Source organism: Alkalihalophilus lindianensis, assembly GCF_032843265.1.
Classification (GTDB): domain Bacteria; phylum Bacillota; class Bacilli; order Bacillales; family Bacillaceae_D; genus Alkalihalophilus; species Alkalihalophilus lindianensis.
The window spans coordinates 386,941-400,805 of record NZ_JAWJBA010000002.1 but is presented as its reverse complement, the minus strand read 5'-3'; the positions used below and the strand labels follow the sequence as shown (position 1 = coordinate 400,805).

Here is a 13,865-nt window from a genome sequence, read left to right as displayed (position 1 = left end):
ATACGGCACGGAAAAATTGGCACAAGTCTTGCAATATAAATAGACAAACAATCATTTCAAAGAGGGAGCGATCAACATGAACCATGAAATCCAAGAGTTAATGGAATTAGATAAAAAGCACTTTCTTCATCCCACGTCACCGGTTCAACAACAACAGCAGGATGGACCTGGTTTTATTTTCACAAAAGGAGAAGGGGTCTTTTTAGAGGATATCCAAGGCAGAAGAGTCATTGACGGGATGTCTTCTTTATGGAATGTCAATATTGGTCATGGTCGCGAGGAAATGGGCGAGGTGGCAAAGGAACAAATGTCGACATTGGCATTTAGCTCTTGTTTTGCGACCTATAGCAATGAGCCGGCAATTCGATTAGCTGCTAAACTAGCAGAAGTCGCACCTGGTCATTTATCAGCAACCTTTTTCACATCAGGAGGTTCGGAATCAAATGATACAGCCTATAAGCTCGCGAGACATTATTGGATTTTAAAAGGTCAACCAGAAAAGAAGAAGATTGTGACGAGAACGAAGTCGTATCACGGTGTGGCGATGGGGGCGACCAGTGCAACCGGATTGAAGCCTTTCCGCGACTTTACGAATTCGCTTGCTCCAGACTTTCATTACGTCGATCATTTTTCACCTGATGCTCTGCGCGAATTCATTGAAACAGAAGGCGCTGATAGCATTGCGGCATTTGTAGCAGAGCCGGTTCAAGGAGCTGGGGGGGTTCATATCGCACCGGAAACGTATTTCAAAGAAGTGCGAGCGATTTGTGATCAATATGACATTTTATTTATCACAGATGAAGTCATCACAGGATTTGGACGGACTGGAACGTATTTTGGGATTGAGCATTACGGTGTCGTACCAGACATGATGTGCTTTGCTAAAGGTGTCACAAGTGGCTATGCGCAGCTTGGCGGTGTGATGATTTCTGATCAGGTACATCAAGCGTTCAAAGACCATTCAACAGGAACTCTCTTGCACGGCTATACGTACAGTGGCCACGCGACCGCTTGTCGTGTTGCCTTGAAAAACCTTGAAATCATCGAACGAGAACAGTTAATTGACAACGCAAAAGAGATGGGTGAGGAATTGCTCGCTGGTTTCCAAAAGCTACAAAGTAAACACAACCTCATCGGCGAAGTTCGTGCCCTCGGTTTAATGGGAGCGGTTGAAATCGTTAAAGATCAACAAACGAATGAGAGATTTGCAACGCCTTTAGCCCCGCTTGTTGTAACAGAAGCAGCAAAACGTGGTCTCGTTCTACGATCAGTTGTCTTTGATGGGCAGGACACACTCGTCTTTGCTCCACCACTAACGATCAATAAAGAAGAGATCGAGCAAATGATGACGATTTTATCGGAAACCTTTTCAGCAATTGTACCAAGCGAAAAAACCAACGCATAGGAAGAGGAGATGAAGGCATGAAGAAAGATCTATTGATTAATGGCAAGAAGGTGGAAGCAAAAAACTACACGCCCCTTTTCGCCCCTTATAGTAGAGAAGAGATTGCACAAATTGCTGCAGCTGATGAAAGCGAAGTGGACCTTGCACTAGAAGCAGCATACCAAGCACGAGAGACGATGGCAAAGATGCCAAGTTATAAGCGCGCGTTGATCCTAGAAAAAGTCGCTTCTTTACTACAGGAAAGAGCCGATGAGGCCGCAAAAATCATTGCCCTTGAAGCAGCAAAACCGATTACGGTTGCAAAGGGTGAAGTGGATCGTACGGTGCAAACGTATAAATTCGCTGCAGAAGAAGCGAAACGGATTCACGGGGAAACAATTCCCCTTGATGCAGCACCTGGTGGAGAAGGCAGAGTTGCTTACACCGTCTCTGAACCGATCGGTGTCATTGGAGCGATTACGCCATTCAACTTTCCGATGAATCTAGTCGCACATAAAGTAGGACCGGCGATTGCAGCAGGGAATACCGTCGTCTTAAAGCCAGCGAATCAAACCCCATTATCCGCCTTTTTTATCGCGGAACTATTTTACGAGGCAGGCTTGCCGGCAGGAGCTCTCAATGTTGTAACAGGTAGTGGTTCTGTCATTGGCGAGAAGATTGTCAAAGACGATCGAGTCAGCAAGATTTCGTTCACGGGAAGCCCAGCGGTCGGAATCGGCATTCGTAATAAAGCCGGTTTAAAACGTGTTACATTAGAGCTTGGATCAAATGCGGCTGTTATTATTGATAAAGGGGTCGATCTTGATAAGATCATTTCAAGATGTGTGACGGGGGCCTTTTCGTTTCAAGGACAAGTGTGTATTTCATTGCAACGAATCTTCGTCGTAGAAGAAGTCTATGAGGCATTCGTAGAAAAATTTGTAGAGAAAACAAAGCAATTAAAAATCGGTAGTCCACTAGAAGAGACAACAGATGTTTCGGCTCTCATTAGCCCGAAAGATGTCGACCGGACGTTAAGCTGGATTCAAGAGGCAGAAGCACATGGGGCAAAAATAGCGATAGGTGGCACGGCAGAAGAGAATGTCTTATTGCCGACGGTTCTTCTAGATGTCGACCCTGCTCAAAAAGTATCATGCCAAGAAGTATTCGCACCGATTGTCCTCATTAACAAAGTGGAAAATGTCGACAAAGCGATCGAAGCTGTAAATGACTCTGATTATGGCTTGCAGGCTGGGATTTATACAGAAAATATTCATACAGCCTTAGATGCTGCAGAAAATCTTCATGTAGGTGGCGTCTTAATCAATGATATTCCAACCTTCCGCGTTGACCATATGCCTTACGGCGGGGTGAAAGAAAGTGGAGTCGGGCGTGAAGGAATCAAATATGCAATCGAAGAAATGACGGAGAAGAAGCTGGTTATTTTTAATCGTAATTAACGAGGATACAAACTAAAACCAGAAAACCCTCGGCTAAAAAAAGAGAGAGCCACTTAGCATCAGTAGAGAAATAGAGAGAACATGGAGAGAAATTGAAAAAGTGGAAAGGTCGTGTGTTTTTTGCAAAATCAAAAGCCAGAACTTAATAAAGTGTTATCTCGTCTTGATGTTTTTGTCCTTTCAGTTGGTGCGATGCTTGGTTGGGGGTGGGTCGTTTTATCTGAAGCTTGGCTCACTTCTGCCGGCTCCCTAGGAACAGTGTTAGCCTTCATTATTGGTGGCCTATTGGTTACCTTTGTCGGTCTTACATATGCGGAGCTTGCATCGGCTATGCCGAAAGTCGGCGGGGAACATGTCTATGTTCATCGGGCGATGGGAAATAAAGCGGCGTTTATCGCTTCATGGGCGATCACATTAGGGTATGTATCGGTTGTCGCATTTGAAGCTGTTGCCTTGCCGACGGTCATTGAATACATCTTCCCAAATTATCAAGTTGGGTACATGTGGACGATTGCCGGCTGGGATGTCTACGCCTCATGGGTGTTAGTTGGGGTAGGTGGCTCGATCTTTGTGATGGCGATCAACTATTTTGGCTTAAAGCCAGCAGCAAAAATTCAAGTCATCTTAACGGCTAGTGTGATCTTAATGGGCTTAATGCTCATATTTGGGTCGGCCTTCAATGGAAATAGCTCCAACTTTGAACCTCTTTTCATCAATGGAGCGACGGGTATTATGGCTGTTTTAATTATGGTTCCTTTTCTCTTCATCGGCTTTGATGTCATTCCGCAAACAGCCGAGGAAGCGAATGTTCCGCCTCGAGATATCGGAAAATTATTAATCTTTTCAGTTGTATGCGCGATTGTGTTCTACATTCTGATTGCAATCGGGGTGGCTTCAGCCCTTGATGGTGCTGCCTTATCAACAACACAGCTAGCGACTGCTGATGCGATGACGACTCTTTTTGGCTCAGCTATTTTTGGGAAATTGCTGATTGTAGGTGGTGTCGCTGGAATTCTGACGAGCTGGAATGCCTTTATTATTGGAGGAAGTCGAGTGATCTTCGCGATGGCACAATCGGACATGCTTCCAAAATGGTTCGCCAAACTGCATCCAAAATACAAGACGCCTTCAAATGCGATTCTCTTTATCGGGGCACTAGCGGTTGTCAGTCCATTACTCGGTCGACCTGCACTCGTTTGGTTTGTAAACAGTGGTGGGCCGGCGATTGTTATTGCTTATTTAATGGTAGCGATTGCCTTTATTCTCCTGCGAAAAAGAGAGCCGGAAATGGAGCGACCGTACAAGTCTGGAAAAACGCCAATTGTAGGCTGGATTGCGACGATTTTCAGCATCGGTTTCTTGATCATCTATTTACCAGGTATGCCGGCAGCTTTAATCGGACCTGAGTGGGCGATCTTCGGTGGCTGGTTCCTGATTGGCTTCTACTATTTTGTACAAATGAGTAGAGGCAAGTATAAACAAATTGTCAACGAGGATAAGAGTGATAAGAAAATGTCGATGTAAGTTGAGGAGGTGCTTAGTTTATTATACTGAGCACCTTCTTTCTATGATGAAAAATGGGGTTATTTAGGTTGAAATCTTGTCGATAAGCACGATAAAAAGTTGAAAATATAAAGTTTGTGCAATATCAAAAGTAGAAAACAAAATAGGAGTCACCAAATAGTGTCGTGACTCCTTACATAATTATTGTCCTTGCTATTTGGACTTTGCATGATCCTTATAGATGAAGAATGCCCAAAAGAGAAACACTATGAGGATCGAGATAAAAAAGAATCCACTGGTAATGCCCTCAATATTTAACACATACAAGCTCCATTGAAGAGCAACTAATACTATCAAAATGACTAATGAAACTTTAAAGCCTAGACCTGTTAGTCGTTTTTGAAACATGGTATCACCTTTCCTTAGTTTTAATCTAATACGTAGTCCTTTAAAGTGTGCTACAGCGACAAGAGGCGTCACCAAAGGGGATTTGAATCAAGCCGCTTTATCTTTATATCCATATCTATTAGACCCTCTTAGGCTCTCCGGCAAGTGCTAATGGTTTTTTGCTGTTGTCTTATGAAATTTCACCTGTAATAGGAATAGTAAAGGGAGCTATCTGTTGTGATAGCTCCCTTCCATCTGTAAGGCAAATCAAGTTATTTCTTAAAGATTAACACCCACAACGGTTGAAGCTTTGTTGGCCGTTTGAATAAACAGCGATCGTGGCTTTGCAATCAAAGCATTGACAATACTTACGGTCTTGGACACAAAATTCCATGTACTGAGCCGTGACTTTTTCTGTCGCTTTTAACTCACTTTTTCTAATCATAACTTCTTCACTCCTTTCTCTTTTAATGACCTACACCTATTAAAAAGGGATAACACAAAAAAATAACAACCATAACTTTTAAAAGTACCTTGCATAACGAGGTACTATGTGTTAATTTAATTGTAAAGGAGTGAAAATATGGATAAAGAGCAATGGAAAGGAAACATGGATTTAATGATCCTTTCTTTACTTAAAAATGAAGATATGTATGGTTTTATGATTATAAACACAGTAAATCAAATCACTGGAACTGAATTTGAACTGAGTGAAGGCACTCTCTACTCGGTATTAAAAAGATTAGATAGAAAAAAGATTATAGAATCCTATTGGGGAGAGGGGGGCAAAGGGGCCCGAAGAAAGTATTACCGTATTACCGCTTTAGGGGAAGAACTTCATCAAGAAAAACTTAATAATTGGAAATTGATTAATAAGATTATTGAAGAGGTTAACAAGGGGTGATGGCTATGCATGGTGTAAATGATTATATAGAAAGAGTTATGAGTTATATCGAATTAAATCCTACGAATAAAGAAGATCTAAAAGGAGAACTTGCTACACATTTTCAAGACAAAGTAAATGACTACAAGAGCCAAGGGTATGACGAAGCTACAGCCATTGATAAATCTAAAAAAGCTTTTGGTGAAGGAGAAGAGGTCGGCAAAGAGTTAAATAGATCCTTCTTTCCATATAGAAAACCATTATTACTTTTAGTTAGTTTAATGACGGTCTTGTTTGCAGTAGCTCTCGCGTTTACAACGTATCTTGCACATGAGTATATTCCTTTTATTTGGGTAACGTTAGTCGTTTTATCAAGTTTACTCCTATTATATTTTGTCAAAAAGCCTTCTAGGGGAGCTAATCAAAGGTTATTTTTGATAGTCCTACTCGTTTGGCAGATGATTCTAAGTTCATATGGTCTTCTTTTAATGGATGGAATACAAAGCAACACCCTCTTATATAGCCTTTTCGTAGGGGTGTTTGCTGTATCAATCATATTGGCTCTTAGCCAAATCTATTTAGGCGTTATTTATCAACCAATCGAATTAATCTTTACCCAAATACAAAAGCAGAAAAGAGGCGTTATTATGATTACTACTATTCTCACTGGAATTGTGGTTTTAGGAGCAAGTTTATTATATGCTGCTGGTTTATTGATTTTTTCTCCTGAATCATTTGTATACCTTGCTATTCCAATTGGCTTAATCGTTCTATGGATCGCATTCGTGCTAGGAGAATTAAAATCAAGAAAGCATGAAACGACATTCAGAATTTTAAAGGTGTCTCTTTCAGTCGTAACGTTAGTATTATTTCTATCTACACAGTTTAATTTTTAAAATAGGAAAAACCTGTTGTGAGATTCACAACAGGTTTTTTAACTTTAGCATTTCTTTGCGTTACTACCAAACCACGCTTTGGCAGCAGTAGCAGTCACTGTATAAATTCCCGTTAAACAATCAAGGAACATTTTATCGCAGCATGCGTCATTTCTACCGTATACTTTCCAGCAGTTGTCATGTCTTACGCAGCATGAGTCGGTAGAATTAATTGGCGAACCTCCCCCATACTTCATGCCGTACCCGCAACCTGATCCACAATGCTGATATCCACCAGGTGCACAGAAATCATACCAAGCAGCGGTTTCGACTGCATCCTCGTTATAAACACCCGCTTTGAAACCAGGATCATTCGGTAGGTTTTCCTCTAGATATAACCCTTCTAATACGGCTTCTGCCACTAGATTTTTCAGTGTAACCTCAATACCATCTTCAGTAACAGTAAATACTTTCTGAAGCTTCGTATTTTCATCTACATTCTTAAAAATAGATCCACTAATTAATACTACATCGTCTAGTAAAGGAGATTCATAATGAACGTCACTAAAATCAATGACTAATGACTCGTTAGTATCCGTTAATGTTAACGATTTAGTTGTGAAGAAGGTTTCCCCTTCATCCTTACGTTCACCCTTAGCATTGAGTTGATAAGCTTTCTTAACTTTTAGGTTTTTAATAGATGTTCCTAATTCTTTACTTAGTACCTCCATTAAGTCGTGATAAGCCTGCAACTTACTAAGCTCCTTAATTGTGTTGGTCGTCTCCTGATCAGAAAGATAAGCTCCATTAATAATTCTGTACATAGTAACACTTCCTTTTCTGTTGTTGTATTTGCCTTACATACGATAAAAAGGAATAAGTACGCTAATTAACAACTTGGATGAAAAAATTCAAATAATCTGTCATAATAATAAAATGAGAACTTATGTTCTCGTTTTATTTCTATTTAGGTTGTTTTTTTACCATATACTCCCTTCTTATATATAAAAGGAGGTAAATCATGAGCACTACTATAATCACAGATCTAAAGAATTCTTATGAAGATTTACTCTATTACGATTTCGAAAGTATAAAAGACCCATTAGTGAAAAACTTCCTAAGTATAAAGAGTAATGAAAAGTTATTGTTGGATGCACAAAAGGAACCTAGTGAAGTAAATATCCTAGGATTAAACTTGGCATTTGAAAGGTATTACACAGAGATTCAGCTAATCAAATACATTTCTCAACTAATCAATCATTATTCGAGGGACTTTTACAGAAAGAAGAATAGAGAAAAAGAGCTTTATGTATATGCGTTTGAAGATGAATCTATTTTTGAGAGTAAAGAGGTTAACGAGCAATTTTTGAAGTTGGGGGACAAAGATGGTTTCTTTTTGCAAACATCTTCCATATTAGATGAAGTACAGGATCAAAACTTACACAATGCTCTCAATAAGCTTACTAAAAGGCAGTTAATGATCCTGAATCTCCATTTCTTACACCAAATGTCTCATACAGAAATAGCCTTGCACTTAACTATCAGTCAACAATCAGTTTCTAAAACAATAAAGCAATCGTTGCAAAAGATCAGAGAGACTATATCATAGGAAAGTTTGGAGCTGGACAACATGAATGGATTATATGAGTTAACAAAGAAAGTAAAAGTGAGTAATGATAATCATGCGATTTCGGAGATCGTCTCTATTTTTGATCCGAAAATAAAGAGTAAAACCCGTACCCTAGACATTCATGCTGGTGAGGATTTAAAGCAAGAACTTACAATTGAAATCACCAAAGCAATCAAACGTTTTGATGTGAAGAGAGCACCAAGCTTTTTAGAGTACGTAAATAAATTAATAAATAAGTAGAAAAGAGGCGGTTTAATATGGAGAACCATTCAATTAAAGCCATACCTGTTTTTGAGGGAACCTACCCTTTGAACCAGACAAATAATAAAGCTTTAGAAATCATTAACGTAAAATCATATTGGGATCAAGGGATTAAAGGGAAAGGAATTACGATTGCTATCTTAGATAGCGGTTGTGATGATGAGCACTTGAATTTAGCAACTAGAATTACAGATGGAGCTAACTTTACAGAGGAAGATGAGGGAGATTTTAAAAGGTACCATGATTATAATGGACATGGAACTCATGTGGCTGGGATTGCATGCTCTAATAATGAAACAGGAAGAATGACAAGTGTAGCTCCTGAAGCCAAACTGTTAGTGGTGAAGGTCCTAAATAAAAGTGGTAGTGGTAGTATTAAAAATCTCATTAATGGTATCTATTACGCCGTAAATTGGCGAGGGAAAAACAATGAACGAGTAAGAGTCATGTGCTTATCTTTGGGTACAGCGGAGGATAATAGACAGTTGTATGCAGCCATTAAATTTGCTATAAGTCAAGGGATCGTCGTAGTGGCCGCTTCTGGTAACCAAGGAACAGGAAATGTAGAAGATGTTAATTTAGGTTATCCAGGAGCCTATAATGAAGTAATCCAAGTGGGAGCAGTAGATGTAGATGAGAAAATAGCGGAATTCTCTAATTTGAATAATCAAATGGATATTTTAGCTCCAGGAGTCAATATAAACTCTACTTACCTAGATAATAGTTATAGGTTAATGTCGGGTACTTCTATGGCAGCTCCATTTGTTGCAGGGGCAGTTAGCTTGCTGATTCAGGACATTGAAATCAAACTACAAAGAACAATCTCAGAAACGGAAATTTATGCTCAACTAATGAAGCGCACCAAAAGCTTAGGTTATCCAATTAATGTTGAAGGTAATGGTTTAATTTATTTAAGTACGAGGTTGTGATTTCTTAGGCTTTTGCCCTTTTATTAGATGTAACATATAAAACGGTAAAATTTCAGGGGGTTATAGTATGAGTACATCAATAATCGTTTACACTCAGCAATCTTGCGGTCATTGTCACAGACAAATGGAATGGATGAACAAAAAGCACATACCTTTTGAAGAACGTGATCTATCGAAAGAAGACTTTAGAAATGAGTTTTTAGACTTAGAGGGAAAAGGGACACCGCTTACTTTACTAAAGTCTAAAAATACTAGCGAAATCATTACAGGATTTAATGAGAAAATGTTAGCAAAGCGATTGTTACTAGACTAAAAAAAGGTGATCATTTTGAGAAATGAAACTATTTTTAAGTGTTATTGTCAAGCAAGAAAAGCTCAAGCCTTTTATTCAAAGTGCTTAGATCATACTAATTTTAGTCCAAGAGAAAAAGAAATTATTTATGAGCTAATTAAAGATGCAGCAGAGACATCAAATAGATTAAAAGCATATTGCAGTGAATAAACCTTACTCGACTAAGTCGAGTACTGCGGTGGCATAGCCAAGTGGTTAAGGCATAGGTCTGCAAAACCTTGATCCCCGGTTCAAATCCGGGTGCCACCTTATCTTGTTTTCTAAATAATAGAGGACTACCATTATTATAATTAAATAAAGTCTAACGGGCATTGCTACGTGCAATGTCTTTTTACAGTTGAATGAATATCAAAAAAATATAATAACAACGGTATAATAGTTGTGGTAATATAATACTAGTAAAATCTATTTAAGGCTCATGCTTTTTAGTAAGGAGATGCTTATCATAATAAAATTTATAAGATTTAGATATTTAGAAAAGATGGTGATTGTAACCATATTTCTTGTCGCTCCAATTTGTGTTCTGCTTTCATACTTAGGTAAATTCCCTATCTTAGTGTACACATTAATTGCGATGGGACTCATTGTTAATTTTATAGGGATTGTTGCTACTCCCACTGATCTAGCTCCAAAGGCAAAAAAGCATATTCTCCGTGTTTAATAATCTCACATTTACGAACTGGAATAGGATGTTTAAAAATGGGCCCGTCTATGACTGTGGTATGGAATTCTCCCCCTTCTCCGCAGGGGTCAATATCACGAGCTTCAAGCTCCTTCACGTATTCATGGGTTAACGTTCGCCCTAAATCATCCTCGTGCATGCCCAATGATAAATTTACAGTTACAATAATCGTTACAAACCCTAGATTTATGAACTCTTCGACTGCTTCACGATGGTTCATTTCCCATAAAGGCATTCCGAGCTTTAATCCAGCATTCTTCGTAACCTTTTCATGCCAACAGCCATGAGCAGGCATGTCTAAGTCTCCAGTTACTAACACTTCTGCGCCTTCATTTTTAGCTTTTTCTAAGAGTTGCATAAATACTTTTTCGTAATCTGTCCAACTTGCAGCAGCAGTATATATTGGCAAACCTATTGATTTAGCTTGGGCATGTATGAGTTCTGGAGGCATCCCATGTGATCTGGAACGTTTCCCTCCTTCCTCTAGCATGACGATCAATCCAACTGCTTCTCCAACCTTGGCAGCTTTATATAGAGCTAAGACACTATCCTTTCCTCCGCTAAAAGAAGCTATAAATTTATGACCGTAAGCACTCTTTTTCCAATCCATTAATTCTTCCATTCCTATCTTCCCCTTTATTTAATCACTTTTTGATGATGCCTGTTAGTAGACAATATCATACTTTATATAAGAAGTTTTATAGCTCTATTTGTTTGATTTTATCATTATTAACTAGACTGAACATCTTCTTTTTATTGTGCAATATATGGAATTATTTAGGTGGAAAACATGTCGATAAGCACGCTAATATTACATTTGTGTAACAATAGAGAGAAATAGAGAGGATTTTGATAGAATATAGTAGAAAAGAAGCCGATAGAGAAGATAGAGATGACAGTAATCGTAATTTATATCCAATAATATGTTTCTATAGTCTTATAAAAGGGTAATTGAAATGATTGATAAACCATAGGGGGAATTCGAAAGTATGAGAAAAGTAGTAGTTTCATCAACAATAGCAGCTGGATTCTTTCTAGCTGGCCCACAAATTGCCGATGCAGCATTAGGGGATCAAACGCTTCGTCTTGGAATGACACATAGTGATGTAACAGAGTTGCAGAACGCACTGAAAGAAAAAGGGTTTTTTACATACGAGCGAGCAACTGGTTATTACGGAACGATCACAGAACAAGCGGTTCGCGATTTCCAAAGAGCCAACAATTTAACAGTAGACGGAATCGCAGGTCGTCAAACATTTGCTGCGCTAAAAGGAAACAGTGGACAAGCTGCACCGAGCACACCATCTCCATCTGCTCCGCCCGCGTCCTCAGCGATTCTTCGTCGTGGCGCTAACAACAGCCAAGTGGGGAACCTGCAGCAAGCCTTAAAAGATAAAGGCTACTACAGCCATTCTGTGACGAATATTTATGGTGCGATTACAGAAGAAGCAGTCCGCAAGTTCCAAGCAGCGAACAACTTAAAAGTGGACGGGATTGCCGGTCCGCAAACATTCGCCGCATTAGGAACAAGTGGTAATAACACAAGCTCAAGCGGCTCAAACAACTCGAATGCAGCCCCTGCACCGAGCCCAAATCCAAATCAAAGCACAAATAGCTCACTTCTAAGAGAAGGATCTAAAGGGAACAGCGTGACGCAGCTTCAAGATAACCTACGTTCACTAGGGTTCTTTAGTGGAAACTCAACAGGGAACTTTGCAAGTGTGACAGCTCAAGCGGTTCGCACGTTCCAAGTGGCTCACAATCTAACAGCGGACGGCGTAGCCGGTCCTAAGACCCTTAGCAAAATTGATGAAGTATTAAAGAACCCATCACTTAGCACGCCACCAACGCAAAATACAGGCAATAACAATTCAAATGCAAGCGGAAGTACAGGTGCATTTGTAACGAACATTATGGCGAATGCTTCAAAATACATAGGAACACCGTATTTATGGGGTGGCACAACGGCAAGAGGTTTCGACTGTAGTGGCTTTATCCAGACGGTCTTCAGAGAACAAGGCGTCTCTGTACCTCGTACAGCTGCACAGCAATGGAATGCAGGAAGGTCCGTCTCACAACCTAGCGTTGGAGATCTTGTCTTCTTTGAAACGTATACAAGTGGTCCTTCTCATAACGGGATCTACATTGGGAACAATCAGTTCATTCATGCTGGATCTTCAACAGGTGTGACGATCACAAGCATGAGTAACAGCTACTGGTCACAGCGTTATTTAGGAGCGAAGCGCCTTCACTAAAATGTACATAAAGCTTGTTTACTAGGAAACTAGTGGACAAGCTTTTTTAGTTGAAGTGAGTAAGGACCTATTAATCATGTACCACCACTAATCTATTAATAAACTCAAAAAATAACCTTGCCACCTGGCAAGGTTATTATCATGCTATTATTCAGCCGTAGCAGTCGATGCGCCTTCTAACTCCAAATGTTCACGCAACTCATTCGAAGCAGCCAAACGATCTTCCTCTGAGATAATCACATAGCTTAACCCATCAATACGCTGGCTCGGTCCCGTTAGTGCTAGTTGCTCAATCGAGTGACGCGCTTCTTTATAATTTGATTGCACGCTCCACATATCGTTCAATGAAAGGTCTGTTCGTACAGACTTTCCAACAGCATCTAACATATCGCCTGCTCTAGTAATCGAAGAAACTTGAGCAGCTTCTTGAATGACCGCTTCCACAATTTCACGTTGACGATCATTACGACCGAAGTCACCGCGGGAATCAGCTTTTCTCATTCGTGAGTAAGCTAGGGCTTGTTCCCCGTTTAAGACATTTTCACCTTCATTAAATTGGTGACCACTTTGAGAGAAAGCAAATTCATTATCAACTGTAACTCCACCTAGTGCATCTACAATCGAAGTAAAACCTTCCATATTAACACTGACATAATGATCAATCGGAACATCTAAGAAATTCTCAACGGTATCAACCGTCATTTTAATCCCACCCCATGCATAGGCATGGTTAATTTTTTCCGTTGTGCCACGCCCGATTAATTCAGTTCGTGTATCACGAGGGATGCTTAGCATCTTAATTGACTCTTCTTTAGGATTCACCGTTAAAACAATAATCGTATCCGATCTTCCTGAATGCGCTTCTCCACTAGAATCGACACCTGCAATCAGAATCGACAGTGGATCTTGATTGTCTACGTTCACTTTTTCTGTTCGTTTATCTGACTTGTCTGCATCTCGTTCTAAAGGCTCATGAATTTCGTTGGCTGTACTCGTGACGGAGAAGTATAAATACGCTCCATAACCAACCACAGAAAGAAATAAAATCCCTAATATAATACCGATAATTTTTAACGATTTCTTCATTAATATACGCTCGCTTTCTATTGAAAAATAACATCTATTGGTAAATTACTTAAGGTCATTATAATCTCCTATCTAGTAATAGGCAATTAGAACTTTTAAATTGGTATAAACTTTTAATATGAGTAAACTAATTGTAAAAATGACAATAGTTTTCGAAAAAAACCGTAAATCTTTGACA

Annotated in this window: 14 protein-coding genes and 1 tRNA gene; 11 read left to right on the top strand and 4 right to left on the bottom strand. The window is 39.5% G+C overall.

Going from position 1 to position 13,865, the window contains the following annotated elements; all coding sequences use genetic code 11:
• The first annotated feature begins 76 nt into the window (after positions 1-76).
• From RYX56_RS08615 to RYX56_RS08605, 3 genes are all read left to right on the top strand, one after another.
• On the top strand, positions 77-1,405 hold the full coding sequence (locus tag RYX56_RS08615; RefSeq protein ID WP_317121663.1) for an aminotransferase family protein: 1,329 nt from the start codon (positions 77-79) through the stop codon (positions 1,403-1,405).
• Between the two features lie 17 nt (positions 1,406-1,422).
• Positions 1,423-2,844 carry an aldehyde dehydrogenase family protein gene (locus tag RYX56_RS08610; RefSeq protein WP_317121662.1) on the top strand — a complete coding sequence of 474 codons (1,422 nt, stop codon included), beginning with the start codon at positions 1,423-1,425 and terminating at the stop codon, positions 2,842-2,844.
• 120 nt (positions 2,845-2,964) lie between these two features.
• Complete coding sequence (locus RYX56_RS08605; RefSeq protein WP_317121661.1) at positions 2,965-4,368, top strand: APC family permease; 1,404 nt, start codon at positions 2,965-2,967, stop codon at positions 4,366-4,368.
• 192 nt (positions 4,369-4,560) lie between these two features.
• Here RYX56_RS08605 and RYX56_RS08600 read toward each other — a convergent pair whose 3' ends face one another.
• Positions 4,561-4,755 (bottom strand): hypothetical protein, encoded by a 195-nt coding sequence (locus RYX56_RS08600; RefSeq protein WP_317121660.1) that lies wholly within the window; start codon positions 4,753-4,755, stop codon positions 4,561-4,563.
• A 562-nt stretch (positions 4,756-5,317) separates the two neighbouring features.
• Between RYX56_RS08600 and RYX56_RS08595 the strand changes: the two genes are divergently transcribed.
• Together RYX56_RS08595 and RYX56_RS08590 are read left to right on the top strand one after the other, a co-directional pair.
• A complete protein-coding gene (locus RYX56_RS08595; RefSeq protein ID WP_317121659.1) occupies positions 5,318-5,638 on the top strand; it encodes a PadR family transcriptional regulator in 321 nt (106 codons plus the stop codon).
• Positions 5,639-5,643: 5 nt separating this feature from the next.
• Positions 5,644-6,513, top strand: coding sequence for a permease prefix domain 1-containing protein (locus RYX56_RS08590; RefSeq protein WP_317121658.1), 870 nt, complete (start codon positions 5,644-5,646; stop codon positions 6,511-6,513).
• Positions 6,514-6,557: 44 nt separating this feature from the next.
• Here the strand turns inward: RYX56_RS08590 and RYX56_RS08585 are convergent, their stop codons facing one another.
• Positions 6,558-7,316, bottom strand: coding sequence for a hypothetical protein (locus RYX56_RS08585; RefSeq protein WP_317121657.1), 759 nt, complete (start codon positions 7,314-7,316; stop codon positions 6,558-6,560).
• Positions 7,317-7,513: 197 nt separating this feature from the next.
• On the opposite strand from RYX56_RS08585, the gene RYX56_RS08580 reads away from it, so the two are divergent.
• From RYX56_RS08580 to RYX56_RS08560, 5 genes are all read left to right on the top strand, one after another.
• Positions 7,514-8,101 (top strand): sigma-70 family RNA polymerase sigma factor, encoded by a 588-nt coding sequence (locus RYX56_RS08580; RefSeq protein WP_317121656.1) that lies wholly within the window; start codon positions 7,514-7,516, stop codon positions 8,099-8,101.
• 21 nt (positions 8,102-8,122) lie between these two features.
• Positions 8,123-8,362, top strand: a complete 240-nt coding sequence (locus RYX56_RS08575) for a helix-turn-helix domain-containing protein (RefSeq protein WP_047973410.1) — start codon at positions 8,123-8,125, stop codon at positions 8,360-8,362.
• A gap of 17 nt (positions 8,363-8,379) precedes the next feature.
• Entirely contained in the window at positions 8,380-9,312 is a 933-nt protein-coding gene (locus RYX56_RS08570) for a S8 family peptidase (RefSeq protein ID WP_317121655.1), read from the top strand.
• Positions 9,313-9,379: 67 nt separating this feature from the next.
• A complete protein-coding gene (locus tag RYX56_RS08565) occupies positions 9,380-9,625 on the top strand; it encodes a glutaredoxin family protein (RefSeq protein ID WP_317121654.1) in 246 nt (81 codons plus the stop codon).
• A 216-nt stretch (positions 9,626-9,841) separates the two neighbouring features.
• A tRNA-Cys gene (locus RYX56_RS08560) sits at positions 9,842-9,913 on the top strand.
• A gap of 359 nt (positions 9,914-10,272) precedes the next feature.
• Here RYX56_RS08560 and RYX56_RS08555 read toward each other — a convergent pair.
• Positions 10,273-10,968: a Dph6-related ATP pyrophosphatase gene (locus RYX56_RS08555; RefSeq protein ID WP_317121653.1), complete on the bottom strand. Its 696-nt coding sequence runs from the start codon at positions 10,966-10,968 to the stop codon at positions 10,273-10,275.
• A 367-nt stretch (positions 10,969-11,335) separates the two neighbouring features.
• On the opposite strand from RYX56_RS08555, the gene RYX56_RS08550 reads away from it, so the two are divergent.
• Complete coding sequence (locus RYX56_RS08550; protein WP_317121652.1) at positions 11,336-12,601, top strand: C40 family peptidase; 1,266 nt, start codon at positions 11,336-11,338, stop codon at positions 12,599-12,601.
• Between the two features lie 147 nt (positions 12,602-12,748).
• Here RYX56_RS08550 and RYX56_RS08545 read toward each other — a convergent pair whose 3' ends face one another.
• Positions 12,749-13,687: an LCP family glycopolymer transferase gene (locus RYX56_RS08545; RefSeq protein WP_317121651.1), complete on the bottom strand. Its 939-nt coding sequence runs from the start codon at positions 13,685-13,687 to the stop codon at positions 12,749-12,751.
• Positions 13,688-13,865: the final 178 nt, after the last annotated feature.

Bases quoted from the DNA above. Each gene is read 5' to 3' on its own strand.
- RYX56_RS08590 (WP_317121658.1), top strand. From the start codon at position 5,644: ATGCATGGTGTAAATGATTATATAGAAAGAGTTATGAGTTATATCGAA.
- RYX56_RS08550 (WP_317121652.1), top strand. From the start codon at position 11,336: ATGAGAAAAGTAGTAGTTTCATCAACAATAGCAGCTGGATTCTTTCTA.
- RYX56_RS08580 (WP_317121656.1), top strand. From the start codon at position 7,514: ATGAGCACTACTATAATCACAGATCTAAAGAATTCTTATGAAGATTTA.
- RYX56_RS08565 (WP_317121654.1), top strand. From the start codon at position 9,380: ATGAGTACATCAATAATCGTTTACACTCAGCAATCTTGCGGTCATTGT.
- RYX56_RS08615 (WP_317121663.1), top strand. From the start codon at position 77: ATGAACCATGAAATCCAAGAGTTAATGGAATTAGATAAAAAGCACTTT.
- RYX56_RS08595 (WP_317121659.1), top strand. From the start codon at position 5,318: ATGGATAAAGAGCAATGGAAAGGAAACATGGATTTAATGATCCTTTCT.
- RYX56_RS08570 (WP_317121655.1), top strand. From the start codon at position 8,380: ATGGAGAACCATTCAATTAAAGCCATACCTGTTTTTGAGGGAACCTAC.
- RYX56_RS08545 (WP_317121651.1), bottom strand. From the start codon at position 13,687: ATGAAGAAATCGTTAAAAATTATCGGTATTATATTAGGGATTTTATTT.
- RYX56_RS08600 (WP_317121660.1), bottom strand. From the start codon at position 4,755: ATGTTTCAAAAACGACTAACAGGTCTAGGCTTTAAAGTTTCATTAGTC.
- RYX56_RS08555 (WP_317121653.1), bottom strand. From the start codon at position 10,968: ATGGAAGAATTAATGGATTGGAAAAAGAGTGCTTACGGTCATAAATTT.
- RYX56_RS08610 (WP_317121662.1), top strand. From the start codon at position 1,423: ATGAAGAAAGATCTATTGATTAATGGCAAGAAGGTGGAAGCAAAAAAC.
- RYX56_RS08575 (WP_047973410.1), top strand. From the start codon at position 8,123: ATGAATGGATTATATGAGTTAACAAAGAAAGTAAAAGTGAGTAATGAT.
- RYX56_RS08585 (WP_317121657.1), bottom strand. From the start codon at position 7,316: ATGTACAGAATTATTAATGGAGCTTATCTTTCTGATCAGGAGACGACC.